The sequence below is a fragment of the Streptomyces vastus genome (genome assembly GCF_039532825.1).
Taxonomy (GTDB): Bacteria; Actinomycetota; Actinomycetes; order Streptomycetales; family Streptomycetaceae; genus Streptomyces; species Streptomyces vastus.
In genome coordinates this window covers 16,590-28,651 of record NZ_BAAASJ010000037.1, presented here as the reverse complement: position 1 = coordinate 28,651, position 12,062 = coordinate 16,590, and the positions used below count along the sequence as shown (strand labels likewise).

The following is a 12,062-nucleotide window of genomic DNA, read 5'->3' as shown; positions in this document are numbered from 1 at the left end:
ACCTGCTGAACTGCTGGACCGGCATCTGCGCCACCTGCCACCAACCCCTGCCCACCAGGACCACACCAAGATCAAGACAGACCTAACGGAGTCCTACTAGTGGCCGTGGACCTTTCTTTCTACAAGTCGCCCATCTTTGAAGAAGCCCGCGACGAAGGCCGGGCACAGGGCCAGGCGCAGGGCCGGGCGCAGAGCCGCGCCGAGGACATCCTGGACGTCTTCGATGTGCGCGGCCTCGACGTCCCCGAACCAGTCCGCGAGCGCATCACCAACTGCGACGACCCCGAAACCCTGCGCCACTGGCACCGGCGGGCCGTCATCGTCCGCTCCGCCGACGAGATCTTCACGGACGAGTAGCCACGGAGGTCTGCGGAGACCCCTGCCCGACGGCGCTACTCGCGGCCGGGCGGGGCCGGGCGCAGAGCCTGGCCGAGGACTCTGGCCAGGGCACCCTCTGGAAGAGGCCATAGCACCCAGGCCGATCACGGAAATGAGCGGATCCCCCGTCCCGAGCAGACTCCTGATGCCTTGCGCGCCGCCCTCGCCGTCGTCGATCCCGGCCGTCTGGAGGAGATGCAGAACACGAAGGACGAAGCCTTCGCCAAGGCCGTCGAGTGGCAGTCCCTGAGTCCTGTACGGAGCTGGGTCCTCGCCTGGGCCAGAGACGTCGAGATCGCCCGCCGTCCCAAGCTGTCCGCCCGCCATGCTCAGGCGAAGAGCAATTTGGTCCCTCGGCCACGGCGGGATCAGAGCCGTCGCCCGTGCCGCCGGCGTCCGCGAGGCCACAGTGTCTGCCGGAGTGCGGGAACTCGACTCCGGTCAGGCTCCGTTGGGACGTATCCGGTGGGCCCCGTCGCCGCACCACCCCCTCGCCGCGCCCCGCGCTCGCGCGGGCACCACGCAGCGACCGCGGCTACGACCACGACAAGTACCGCCGTCTCGTCTGGGATCTCGGTGTGAAGCCACTGACCGCCCGCCGGGGCACCGAGCACGGCTCCGGCCTGGGCACCCAACGCTGGGTCGTGGAGCGCGCGTTTGTCCACCTGCACTGGTTCCGCCGCCTGCGGATCCGCTGGGAGATCCGTGACGACATCCACAAGGCCTTCCTCACTCTGGGATGCGCACTCATCTGCTGGCGACGCCTGAACTCAGGTGTCGCCCGCTAGTTCTTCTGCAGGGTGCGGGTGACACCCGCGATGACTGCGGTCGTCAGCACCCAGCCGAAGGCGATCAGCAGGTAGGCCAGCCACTGGAGGCTGCCGTTCGACCAGTACCAAGCCGTGCGCTGACCCAGACCACCGATGGGGATCAGGAGGTCGAGCGTGTAGACGAGGGGCTGGAACGGGGCGCCTTCGCCTCGTTTGACCGGGTTGGGGGAGTGAGTGCCGAAGGACAGTGTGCCCAGTAAGGTCAGCGCGAGGAGCCAGACGCCGGCCAGCCAGGGGCGGTAGCCATAACCGACGGTCACGTCGAGCAGGTGCCCCCACACACGCGCGGCCGGGGGCAGAGTTTGACGCCGATTGCGCTGTTTGGCCAGGAGTACGCGGCGGGCGTCGTGGTCGTGGCCGGCCTTCCGATACCAGCTCGCCAACTGCTCATAGGGCTGGGGGTTGTAGCCCGGGCCGCGTCGTATCCACGCCACGCGGCGGGCCACGGAGTCCCGCCGTCCCACTGCCTCCCGCCGCTCACCTGCCTCGTCCACCTTGATGGAGCCGTAGACGAAGCCGTCCAGCTCCACCACGTCCGGCCAGCTGTGGTCGCTGTCGTGGAGGTAGGACACCTGCGCGCCCCGCAGGTCCACGGTGCCGGACGGTGGCCGGGCAAGGGTGAAGTCGAAGTCGACAGCCTGCATCCGTAGGGCGACCAATGAGGGACCGCGGCCATCGGGCGGCCCGTTCAGGACAGCTCCTTCGAAAGTCAGGTCGTCCGAGATCCGGGTGCCCCGCAGCCGTACGGTCCCGTTCGCGATGAACCCGTCGGAGAAGTCGAGCGTCGAGGCCACAGCGTTGTCCAGGGCAAGCGCCACCCCGCGCTGGCTGGGGCGTTCCAGTAGTGCGCCCCGCATGTGCAGTCCGCCTGGCAGCTGTGCCCCCATGAAACGGAGTTCACCGTGCGCGACGAATCCGTCCTGGCAGTAGAAGCCGCCCTCCGCGACCAGTCCGCCAGCGGACACCGCCCATTCCTCGGGTGCGGTGATCTCGGCGCCGTTGAGGTTCACGGCGCCGCTCACGTGGGCGTTGATGAGCGACAAGGCGGTCACCCTGCGGTGGAAGGGCGAGGCAGAGCCGCTTTCGAGGCGAGAGCGCCGCAGGTCGAGGCGTCCCTCGATACGGATCAATCCGGCTTCCACGCCCGGCACTCGGCTGCCCACGATCGCAATTGACTGGGTCGACGCTCCGGAGAGGTCCACGTCCTGCTCGAACCAGCAGTCCTCGAGCCAGAGGGCGTGAGCGATCTGCGCGCCGGCCAGGTTGAGGTGCCCGGATATCCTCGCCCCGGCGAGCCTCAGACATGCGACGGCGCCCGGCTGCGCGGTGTTCGCGCCCTGGAGGAGCGCCACGATCGCGGCGGCCCGAACCGTCCGCCCGGGGCCCCACTGCCCACCCTCGGCGACACGGTCCTCCTCGGGCACACCTGTGCGCAGATCCACGCGGCGTCCCTCGGGGAACGCATCCCACAGCTCACGCTCCGGTGAAGTCAACTCGTCGTATGAGAGCACTCGTGCAGAGTAGTGATCTTCCCTCGCACTCGCCCTGCCCTACCTCGCGCAGATCGGAGGGTGGCCCATTCTGTCAGGAGTTCTAAGAGCGACCCCAGCGGAGTTCGGCCCGCCTCTCAGTAGCCGGGCGGGATCTGGTCCTGCGGCCCGTCAGCCACCTCCGCCGCGCCTTCTTCCATCTGCGTCTGCGCCCTCTTGGCCACCGCCGGGTCGGTCGAGTCCGAGACCAGCTCCGCGATGCGCAGGGTGCACTCCCACTTCGTCAGCCGGCCTTTGATCACCACCAGATATGACTCCTGGTCGGCGAAACGGTACACGTGGCGCCACTGCTCGACGATATTTTTGCTCGGTACGTACGTGTGGACGACAGCACGGAGCTACTCCAGTGCCTGGTCCTTCGTTTCCAGCGCACGGCAGATGAACTCAGTCCTGTACACGTCATTTTGGTACTGCACGATCACGGCCCAGTTGCCCATGCTCACTCCCCCTCGACGCCGTCGCCAGTCAGCCACAGCTCAACCGCCGGGACAAGTGCGATGCATCGAACCGTGGACCTGGTGCGCGCCGCCTACGTCACTGAAGTCAGCACCCCGATCTTGTCGATGCGGTGTTCGGGGTTGCCCTTGTCGTCGCGCCAGAAGTTTCCGGCCGCGTTGTCCTCGGGTGTCGCGCAGGTGGAGATGGTGATCACGGCCTCGGTGGGCCGGAGGCCCGGGGAGCCGGGGACGGCGGCCCGTTGTTCGGCCAGGGAGCGCTCGGAGCGGAAGGACGTGCTTCTGGTGTCGGTGATCTCGTACTTGTAGGCCTTCCCGCCAGCCGTGATGGTCACCGTGTCACCCTCGTCGAGAGTTGGAAGCTCGCGCAGGGGCCCGCCGGCGGAGAGGCGATGGGCCGTGACGAGGTAGTTCCCGACCTCGCCGGGGCCGACGCCGCCGCTGCTGCCGTACGGGCTGGCGGCGACGCCCTCGTTCTGGATGCGTGTCCCCGGCCAGTCGTCGGTCGTCCCCTCGTAAGGCACGACGCGCAGGTCCTGGAGGCCGATCTCCGGGATGGTCAGCGATGCGGTCTGGCCCCGGGTGCTGGGCTTGGAGGGAGTCGGTGTGGGAGAAGGGCTCTCACGTGAGGGCTCGGCAGGGGTGGTCGTCGGCTCGGCCACCGTGGACGGCGGACTCGGGGCGCGCGCATCGGCGCCCGCGTCCGCTCCGCCGGTTGAGCAACCGACGAGCACGGCGATGACAGCGCCCGAGAGCGCGACGGAGAAAGCTCGGGAAAGGGACACGGCACTCGGGACCGGTAGCCGGGAGTCAACACAGTGAACAACGCCCAGAACGGACCGGGCGTTCCCCGCTCTCGGCCCCGCCAGAAGGCCAACGTGAAAAAGCGTGAACACTCTCCCAGAGAGTGTTCACGCTTTTCGCAACGTCGGCGCCGATTGAGCCGGGGCCGTCATGAACCGGATGCCCGGCGACTACGCCGAGGCCCTGGGATCTGGTGGGAGCAATCACACGGCCGTAACGGTGGTTGGGCATGACCGGTGTGACGATTCCGCCGCTTGGAGGGTGCAAGTGCTGGGCGACTCGCCGCAGACGGTCCAATGCTCGCGTCGATAAGACAAGGCACTCCTATGGTCGCGACATCACTGTGAAAGCGCTGCCGCCTTGGCGTGCGTCGCATGGATATGGAGGTCCGGTTGCGAAAGAGACGCATCACATCTGCCACCGCGGGCTGGTGGCTTCGGGTCGGAATTGCCCTGCTCGGAGTAGTCATTGCGGCCGGGCTGTCGACATCGATGGCTGTGGCGTCGCCCACGCCACCAGTTCCCGGCCAGACGGAACCGTTTGTCCAAGTCTCCAAGAATCGCTCGGACAACGTCTCCGACAATCGCTCGGACAGCGTGTCGAGTGCGAGAACCGAGTCATCGGAATCGACAGCCGAGCCGTCGCCCACGCCACCACCCCCCAGCCAGACGGGGGACACCTTCGTCACCAATTCTGGCTCGAACACCGTCTCGGTGATCGACAGCACCGCCAACACCGTCACCGCCACCATCCCCGTCGGCAACAACCCGACGGGCGTGGCGGTCACCCCGGACGGCACCCGCGCCTTCGTCACCAATTCTGGCTCGAACTCCGTGTCGGTGATCGACACCACCGCCAACACCGTCACCGCCACCATCCCCGTCGGCAACAGCCCGACGGGCGTGGCAGTCACCCCGGACGGCACCCGCGCCTACGTCACCAACGTCGGCTCGAACTCCGTGTCGGTGATCGACACCACCACCAACACCGTCACCGCCACCATCCCCGTCGACTTCGGACCGTATGGCGTGGCGGTCACCCCGGACGGCGCCCGCGCCTACGTCACCAGTGCTGGTGGCTCGGACGTGTCGGTGATCGACACCACGACCAACACCGTCACCGCCACCATCCCCGTCGGCGACAGCCCGACGGGCGTGGCGGTCACCCCGGACGGCACCCGCGCCTACGTCACGAATAATGGCTCGAACTCCGTGTCGGTGATCGACACCAGCACCAACACCGTCACCGCCACCATCCCCGTCGGCAACAACCCGGCGAGCGTGGCGGTCACCCCGGACGGCACCCGCGCCTACGTCACCAACGTCGTCTCGGACACCGTGTCGGTCATCGACACCAACACCAACACCGTCACCGCCACCATCCCCGTCGGCAACAGCCCAATGGGCGTGGCAGTCACCCCGGACGGCACCCGCGCCTACGTCACCAACCTCGACTCGGACACCGTGTCGGTCATCGACACCAACACCAACACCGTCACCGCCACCATCCCTGTCGGCGACAGCCCGTTTGGCGTGGCCATCGCAACCTCCTGAACAGGGCGACGAGGAGGGAGGCGTTCTCAGCCCTCCATCGGTCCCCCCTCCGGTGCGTCAGCAACTTGCTGACGCACGGGTCGGGGCGTCGCCTCCCAGCGCGTGGCGGTACGTGCCGGCCTGACGCCGCGCCGCTCTGCGGGCGTTGATGCCGTCGTCGCTCGACGTGACGGTCGCCGTGCCGCCGCTGACCGTGTGCCCCCTCCGCAGGAGGCCAACGTGAAAAGCGTGAACACTCTCCGGGAGAGTGTTCACGCTTTTCGCAACTGGTCCCCCCGGGAGAGGGGACCAATAGTGAAGGTCAGTGAAGAACCCCCGCACCCGCCCCCTTCTGGCGGGCCGGCTCGACGGGGGTCGGGGTCGCGTTGGCGTTCATCACAAAGGAAACCGCGCCGAGCCCGGCGGCCGCCACGGCAGCGGCAGACACCAGCGCGGTGCGCCGTCTCCGGAGGGACCGGCGGTGGGAAGTGGATGCCACGGATGAGTCCTTACGTGGTTCAGGTGCACGCGATGCGGACCGTGCACGAGGTTCTGGGAGCCCCGCGCGAACGGGGCTCCTGGCTCATCTGTGGTCACGGGTTCAAGAAAGGTTGCCGTCAAGTGGCGGCGACAGGGCGGGTGTTGACCTCATCCCCGGCCGAAGCCCCCCGCCGGCGCCTCGCCCGCCGTCACCGTCGCGATCTCCTCCGCCGAGCCCAGTTCGCCGCCGGCCGCCAGGCCTCCCGTGCTCGCGCCCGAGGTCTCGCCGCCCGCGTACACCGCGTACTCCTCCCCGCTCTCGATCGCGTCACCGGAGTAGACGAGGTTCTCGATCGACTTCGAGGTGACGTACGAGGCCACGACCTCGCCGTCGGCGTCGACGATGTGGAGGGTCGTGCCCGCCTCCACCGGCGAGTCGAGTGTGGCCGAGACCCAGCCCTGCGCGGACTCGGTGTCGGGGGCGACGGCCATGCCCGCGCTGCCGGCGGCGAGGAGGGTGCCGCCGCTCACGGTGAAGCTGCCGTTGACGTCGAGGGCGCCGTTGCCGCCCTGTTCCGGGCCGTTGACGACGACCGTGCCGCCGGTGATCTCGGCGGTGCCGTTGGAGTCGAAGCCGTCGCCTTCGGCGTTGATGACGAGGGTGCCGCCGGTGACCTTCGCGGTGTAGTCGCCCGTCTCACTGCCACCGCCGCCTCCGGGTCCACCACCGGGGCCGCCCCCCTGCCCGCCGCCGCTGTCCGACGTGGTCGTACCGCCCGACGCGTTGATGCCGTCGTCGCTGGACGTGACGGTCGCCCTGCCGCCGCTGACCGTGATGTCCTTCCCTTCGAGTCCCTCGGTCGACGCCGTGACCTTCAACTCGCCCTTGCTGACGACCAGTTCACCGTCCGCGTGCACACCGTCGTCCCCGGCCGAGACGGTGACGCCGGCGCCGCTGACGTGCACGGCTGCCTCACTGTGGACGGCGTCGGCGGACGACTCCACGTCGACGGTGCCGCCCTCGAGAACGGTGATGACCCCCGACTTCAGCCCGTGCGCGGAGGAGTCGTCGGCGGCCTCGCTCGTGACGTCCAGCGCGCCGTCCGTGACCACGAGATCGGTGACCGCGTCGACGCCGTCGCCTTCGGCGGTCACCGCGACCGTGCCGCCGTCGACGGCGACATAACCGGCATCCGGGTCCTCGGAGTTGTCGGCCTTGAGCCCGTCGCCCTTCGCGGTGACGGTGACCTCGCCACCGTTCACGACGAGGTAGTTCTTGCCCCGGATGCCGTCGTCCACGGCGTCGACCGTGACCGTCCCGGAGGCGATGACCAGGCCGTCCGTACTCGCGATCCCGTCGTTGCCGTTGCCGTGCACGGTGAGCGTTCCGCCGCCCGCGACGGTGAGGTCGCCGGCGCTGTAGAGGGCAGCGTTGGCCTCGGCGTCCTCGGCGTACGAGTCGGTGTCGCCGAGCGTGTTCTCGCTGCCGTCGGCCAGGAGGACGACGAGCTTCTCCGCCTCGGTGGCGGCGATCGCCGCGCCGGAGGAACTGGAGATGTCGACCCCGTCGAGAACCAACTTCACAGTCGCGTCAGGGGCGTTGACGGCCACCTGACCGTCACTGAGGCTCCCGCTGAGCCGGTACGTTCCACCGGCGTTGATCGTCACCGTGGCCCCGTCGACCGTGACCCCGTCCCCCTCGGCGGAGGCGGACTCGCCGTCCAGTTCGATGTCCACGGCCTCGGACTCATCCCATTCCGCGTCACCGTCCTCGGCATGGTCCGCCTTGTTGTCGGCGAGGACGGCGGCGGCGGTCTGCGTCCCGTCCGCGACGCCGCCCGACGAGCTCGAACTCGAACCCGAGCCGGACGAGGAGCCGCTGTCACCGGACGAGCACCCGGCCAGCGCCGCCGTGGCCAGCACGACCGAGGCAAGGGCGCCCGCCATCTTCGTACGCAGCGGCCGTGCCGTTCTCATGCCCGCGCGCCTGCTTCGGCCGATCATCGTGTGCTTGCTCATGCGAGGCTCCCGTGGAGTGCGGTGGGAAAGTGGCGCCGCAGGACGGGCAGCCAGCGGTTGGCGGGGAGTTCGGGGCGCAGGGCGGCGAGCCCGGTGCCGTACTTCGACACGGGACACGGCCGGTGCCCCAGCGACCAGAGCAGCCGGTCGGCGCCCGAGCCCGCCCGGCCCGACTTGGTCTCGACGATGGCCCGGTCGTCGGTCCGCAGGGCGGTGCCGTCGGGCAGGGTCCAGGTCAGCCCGGTGTCGACGGTGAGCCGGCTCCCGGTGTCCGGGAAGAACAGCGTCGTACGCCGGTAAAACGTGGTCAGCGTGGGGACGAAGCGGAAACCCCCGGAGTTGATCCCGGCCTCGGCGAGCACCGTGTCGGCGTACGCCCGAGCCTCGCCCCCGAGCCGCCTGAAGTCCCCTTCGTACGGGATGCGTTGCTTGACTGTGGTGCCACGCGGCCCGCGCGTCTTGATCTCGAAGAAGTGCTGACCGGAATCGAGATACGAACGGATGCGGAGCTTGAACCGTCGCCTGCGGCGGCGCGCGGCTGCCAGATACCCGTCCATCGCGGGGGTGTCGAAGTAGACGGACCGGTATCCGAACTCCCGCTGTCCTACGCCCATTTCGAGCACCCGTACGTCGTCGTCCAGTCCCCCGAGCACGAAGGGCAGGTCGGCGACCGGGAGCATGTACTTGCGGTCCAGGCGGGTGAGCAGCCCGGCCCGCTCGACGAGTTCGTCCAGGCCGATCGGCCGCAGCGCGGCCACGACGGGATCGATCGCGGCGGTCATGACCGGACCCCTTGTGCAGAAGGCGACTTGAGCTCCTTCTCGGGAACCCGCGCACCGGTGCCGGACACGACGTACCGCACTTCGACGCGCGTCGTGTCATTGACGAGATCGATGTCCTTCACCGACAGGTTCACCACCCGCCCGCCGAGCAGGACTTCGAGGTGCGAACGGAGGGCGTCCTCATCGGTGTACGCGGAGTCGAGGCGCAGGCTCTGCTGCCGGTGGCGCGGGAACAGCCGGGGGTGATCGCCGACGTAGAGGGTGACGACGATGAGCGCCATCAGTCCGGTGTTCAGCAGGGTCACCGTTTCCGGCAGCCCGGCGAGGAGGCCGATGGCCAGCGCGGAGAAGTAGTACGCGATCTCGTGCTGCGCTATCTCGTACGACCGCAGCCGGATGATCGACAGAACCCCGAACAGCCCCATTCCAAGGCCGATCCCCACCGAGGCGGAACTGAGGGACATCGCCACGGCAAGTACCCCGACGTTCACGCCGAGGAAGGCGGCGACCAGGTCGCGCCGGTGGTGACGCGGGAAGTACACGGCGAGGGTGAGGACGGCGATGGCAACCAGGTCGGCCCCGACAAGTACCAGCTGCTTCATGGCCGTCGCCTCTTCCCGGGTCTCTGGTCATCTGCGGTGGATACGCTCATGACCACACGATCGGTGGGCCGGCTGTGAGGTTCCTTTTGGTTTTCTTAAGGCGGCTTGAGAAGTACGCGAGGCGGATGTGAGGTGAACTACTCGCAACCGGGGCAACGGAGGTAACGGGGGCCGGGCGGAAAACCGCTCGCTCGTCAGCACGTACTCAGGGCACCATGCGCCCATGCCCCACGCCGGACCGCCGACCTCAGCCGTACGCGTGCCCACACCGATCGCCGAACTGGCCGGAGACCGGCCGCTGTTGCCCGTATGGCAGAACCAATTGGGCGGCCTGACCTTCCGGATAGGCGACGACGGTCAGGGACGGCTGTTCGCCAAGTGGGCGCCGATGGGCTCCGGCCTGGACCTGCCCGCCGAAGTGGAACGGCTGCGCTGGGCCGGGGACTTCACGCCCGTACCCCGCGTCCGGGAGTACGGAGCCAACGATGACGGAGCCTGGCTCGTCACGTACGGGCTGGCCGGAGAGAGTGCCATCAGTCCCCGGTGGCAGGCGGATCCCGTCACGGCCGTACGAGCCCTGGGGGCAGGGCTGCGAGCAATGCACGAGCAACTGCCCGTGGTCGACTGCCCGTTCAGCTGGTCCGTCGAGCACCGTCTGGAACGCGCCCGGCGATCAGGCCTCGACGTACCCTCGGACCTGCCCGAACCCCCGCCGGTCGACCACCTCGTCGTCTGCCACGGCGACCCGTGCGCCCCGAACACCCTGCTGCACGACGACGGTTCCTGGTCCGCCCACGTGGACATGGGCGCCCTGGGCCTCGCCGACCGCTGGGCCGACCTGGCCGTAGCCACCTGGAGCACCGAGTGGAACTACGGCCCGGGCTGGGACAACACCCTCCTGGACGCGTACGGCATCACTCCCGACCCGGAGCGGACGGAGTTCTACCGGCTTTTGTGGAGCGTTACCTGAGCTTGCAGCCGGCAGGCGGTTGATAGCCGGCGCTTGATAGCCGGGGTGTGCTCGTAACCGACGGATCAGCTCCTCTTGAACTCCACCGGGCCGCCGTCCTCGTGACCCACCGCGCCCGCCTCGGCGGAGGGCTGGTTGTAGAACACCATGTCGTCGTCGGACCTGACCTTTTGGCCGCGCGCCAGGTCTCCGGGGTGAAGGTCAGTTCGTCACCATCCCGCCGGTGAGAATCGCGCACTCGTACTTCCATGCAGAGCAAGGCAACTTCGCAGCAATTGCTTTCACCGGCACCGCTGTAGCTACTCTTCCGCCAAAAAAACCACGCCCCGGTCATCAACCAACGTCGCCCCTCTCGCCCTTCGGGCGCGCCGCCCGCCGTGCGAACAATCGGCTGTATGCGTGGAAAACTCATACCCGCTGCGTCTACCACTCAACAATCCCCGCCCCGCCCCAACGCACCCTGCCCCGCGCATGCACGCGCATCCAGCCAAGATCACTCCCCGACAGGTTCGCCTGCACGCACCGAGCGCGTACGGCGCAGCGGGTCCGGAACCTGGGGGAAGGTTCCGGACCCGTGGCGCGCGAGCCGTACGTCCGTCAGCCTGTGCCCGTGTTCGTCGCCTCCGGGTCCACGCCCACCGTGATGGTGCCGATGACGCCCTTGGCGATGTCGCCCTTCTTGTACTTCAGCTTGAGCAGACCGCCCGTCGTGCCGCTCTGGTCGTAGATCGTGTCCTCTTCGAGCGTCGTGCGCTCCGTCGTCGACGTCGAGTACGGCTCGACCTCGGCGGAGGCGAGCACGGACTCCTCGTCGAAGAAGAACTGGCCGGTGTGGCAGGTATTGCCGCCCTCATAACCGGCGTCGGTCCACTCGCCGTTGACGTGCACCTTGGTGTGGATGTGGACACAGCGACCCCGGTACCAACCCGGGAAGATCGTCTTGAAGGTGACGAAGCCCTGCTTGTCCGTCCGCCAGGTGCCGCGCAGATAGCGCTCCTCGTCGGTCGGCTCCTCGTGGACGCCACCGCCACCGCCCTCCGGCGGGGAGCCCGTCGGCGTACCGGACGGGACATCGGAGGGGGTGCCGCTGGGCCGCGTACCGCCGCCACCGCCACCGGTGGAGGCGTCCTCGTAGCCGGAGTAGATGCCCAGCGCGTCGCAGTGCCAGATGTCGACGGCCGCGTTCCGAACCGGCTTGCAGCTCTCGGAGTCGATCACCTTGATGCGGAGGGTCATGGGGATGCCCTCCTTGTCCTCGGTGATGTCGCGGCGGATCTTGTCCGCGTCGATGTAGTACGGGCCCTCGGTGGTCTCGGAGGTGAGCTTGTAGCACTCCTCCGCAGCGCTGCCGGCGGCCTTCGCGGTGGCCCCCTCGCCCATGCCGGTCGTCTGGCCCGCGTTCGCGGTCGCGGCGATACCGCCGCCGACGCCCACCGCGGCCACGGCCGCGCCACCCGCCACGACGACCTTGCGTCGCGTCATGTTCCGTTTGTGCTTCGGCTGCTGAGTCTTGTGAGTCTCGGTCCCAGTCATGGGCAGGACGTTAGGGACGGTGCCTGTCAGCAACATGGGTACGGACTGTGGGATTCCACGTGGCTCTCACAGGTTGCCCGTACACGCGAAAGCGGCCTGGTGAAGGCCGGTGCGGTATCCGCGCCCC

General features: G+C 68.5%; 11 protein-coding genes and 3 pseudogenes. 5 read left to right on the top strand and 9 right to left on the bottom strand.

Annotated elements, in window-relative coordinates; translation table 11 throughout:
* Positions 1 to 96: 96 nt before the first annotated feature.
* The 3 pseudogenes from ABD357_RS19490 to ABD357_RS19480 all read left to right on the top strand — a co-directional run.
* Positions 97 to 357: pseudogene (locus ABD357_RS19490) on the top strand (hypothetical protein); the annotation flags it as partial.
* A gap of 97 nt (positions 358 to 454) precedes the next feature.
* Positions 455 to 726 (top strand): annotated as a pseudogene (locus ABD357_RS19485) (hypothetical protein); the annotation flags it as partial.
* A 131-nt stretch (positions 727 to 857) separates the two neighbouring features.
* Positions 858 to 1,166, top strand: a pseudogene (locus ABD357_RS19480) (transposase family protein); the annotation flags it as partial.
* On the opposite strand, the gene ABD357_RS19475 reads toward ABD357_RS19480, so the two are convergent.
* The 3 genes from ABD357_RS19475 to ABD357_RS19465 all read right to left on the bottom strand — a co-directional run bounded on the left by ABD357_RS19475 (position 1,163) and on the right by ABD357_RS19465 (position 3,998).
* Positions 1,163 to 2,719, bottom strand: coding sequence for an oxidoreductase (locus ABD357_RS19475; RefSeq protein WP_344391616.1), 1,557 nt, complete (start codon positions 2,717 to 2,719; stop codon positions 1,163 to 1,165). The pseudogene ABD357_RS19480 and the gene ABD357_RS19475 overlap by 4 nt on opposite strands.
* A 116-nt stretch (positions 2,720 to 2,835) precedes the next feature.
* On the bottom strand, positions 2,836 to 3,036 hold the full coding sequence (locus ABD357_RS19470; protein WP_344391614.1) for a hypothetical protein: 201 nt from the start codon (positions 3,034 to 3,036) through the stop codon (positions 2,836 to 2,838).
* A 251-nt stretch (positions 3,037 to 3,287) separates the two neighbouring features.
* The gene (locus ABD357_RS19465; RefSeq protein WP_344391612.1) at positions 3,288 to 3,998 is read right to left on the bottom strand and encodes a class E sortase; all 711 of its coding nucleotides are present in this window, start codon (positions 3,996 to 3,998) and stop codon (positions 3,288 to 3,290) included.
* Positions 3,999 to 4,391: 393 nt separating this feature from the next.
* Here ABD357_RS19465 and ABD357_RS19460 point away from each other — a divergent pair, with 393 nt between their 5' ends.
* Positions 4,392 to 5,570, top strand: coding sequence for a YVTN family beta-propeller repeat protein (locus ABD357_RS19460; protein WP_344391611.1), 1,179 nt, complete (start codon positions 4,392 to 4,394; stop codon positions 5,568 to 5,570).
* 301 nt (positions 5,571 to 5,871) lie between these two features.
* Here ABD357_RS19460 and ABD357_RS19455 read toward each other — a convergent pair whose 3' ends face one another.
* The 4 genes from ABD357_RS19455 to ABD357_RS19440 form a co-directional block, all read right to left on the bottom strand.
* On the bottom strand, positions 5,872 to 6,048 hold the full coding sequence (locus ABD357_RS19455; protein WP_344391610.1) for a hypothetical protein: 177 nt from the start codon (positions 6,046 to 6,048) through the stop codon (positions 5,872 to 5,874).
* A 149-nt stretch (positions 6,049 to 6,197) separates the two neighbouring features.
* The gene (locus tag ABD357_RS19450) at positions 6,198 to 8,048 is read right to left on the bottom strand and encodes a carbohydrate-binding domain-containing protein (RefSeq protein ID WP_344391609.1); all 1,851 of its coding nucleotides are present in this window, start codon (positions 8,046 to 8,048) and stop codon (positions 6,198 to 6,200) included.
* Entirely contained in the window at positions 8,045 to 8,830 is a 786-nt protein-coding gene (locus ABD357_RS19445; RefSeq protein WP_344391608.1) for a polyphosphate polymerase domain-containing protein, read from the bottom strand. Before ABD357_RS19445 ends, ABD357_RS19450 begins: the two co-directional genes overlap by 4 nt.
* A complete protein-coding gene (locus ABD357_RS19440) occupies positions 8,827 to 9,432 on the bottom strand; it encodes a DUF4956 domain-containing protein (RefSeq protein WP_344391607.1) in 606 nt (201 codons plus the stop codon). Before ABD357_RS19440 ends, ABD357_RS19445 begins: the two co-directional genes overlap by 4 nt.
* A gap of 223 nt (positions 9,433 to 9,655) precedes the next feature.
* On the opposite strand from ABD357_RS19440, the gene ABD357_RS19435 reads away from it, so the two are divergent.
* The gene (locus ABD357_RS19435; protein WP_344391606.1) at positions 9,656 to 10,402 is read left to right on the top strand and encodes an aminoglycoside 3'-phosphotransferase; all 747 of its coding nucleotides are present in this window, start codon (positions 9,656 to 9,658) and stop codon (positions 10,400 to 10,402) included.
* Here the strand turns inward: ABD357_RS19435 and ABD357_RS19430 are convergent.
* A complete protein-coding gene (locus tag ABD357_RS19430; RefSeq protein ID WP_344391617.1) occupies positions 10,395 to 10,736 on the bottom strand; it encodes a DUF397 domain-containing protein in 342 nt (113 codons plus the stop codon). The two genes, ABD357_RS19435 and ABD357_RS19430, sit on opposite strands and share 8 nt — an antisense overlap.
* Before the next feature lie 263 nt (positions 10,737 to 10,999).
* Positions 11,000 to 11,935 (bottom strand): intradiol ring-cleavage dioxygenase, encoded by a 936-nt coding sequence (locus tag ABD357_RS19425; protein WP_486389224.1) that lies wholly within the window; start codon positions 11,933 to 11,935, stop codon positions 11,000 to 11,002.
* Positions 11,936 to 12,062 lie beyond the last annotated feature (127 nt).

Excerpts from the sequence above, each read along its gene's own strand:
- ABD357_RS19435 (WP_344391606.1), top strand. The coding sequence starts at position 9,656 with ATGCCCCACGCCGGACCGCCGACCTCAGCCGTACGCGTGCCCACACCG.
- ABD357_RS19430 (WP_344391617.1), bottom strand. The coding sequence starts at position 10,736 with ATGACCGGGGCGTGGTTTTTTTGGCGGAAGAGTAGCTACAGCGGTGCC.
- ABD357_RS19450 (WP_344391609.1), bottom strand. The coding sequence starts at position 8,048 with ATGAGCAAGCACACGATGATCGGCCGAAGCAGGCGCGCGGGCATGAGA.
- ABD357_RS19445 (WP_344391608.1), bottom strand. The coding sequence starts at position 8,830 with ATGACCGCCGCGATCGATCCCGTCGTGGCCGCGCTGCGGCCGATCGGC.
- ABD357_RS19460 (WP_344391611.1), top strand. The coding sequence starts at position 4,392 with ATGGATATGGAGGTCCGGTTGCGAAAGAGACGCATCACATCTGCCACC.
- ABD357_RS19440 (WP_344391607.1), bottom strand. The coding sequence starts at position 9,432 with ATGAAGCAGCTGGTACTTGTCGGGGCCGACCTGGTTGCCATCGCCGTC.
- ABD357_RS19425 (WP_486389224.1), bottom strand. The coding sequence starts at position 11,935 with ATGACTGGGACCGAGACTCACAAGACTCAGCAGCCGAAGCACAAACGG.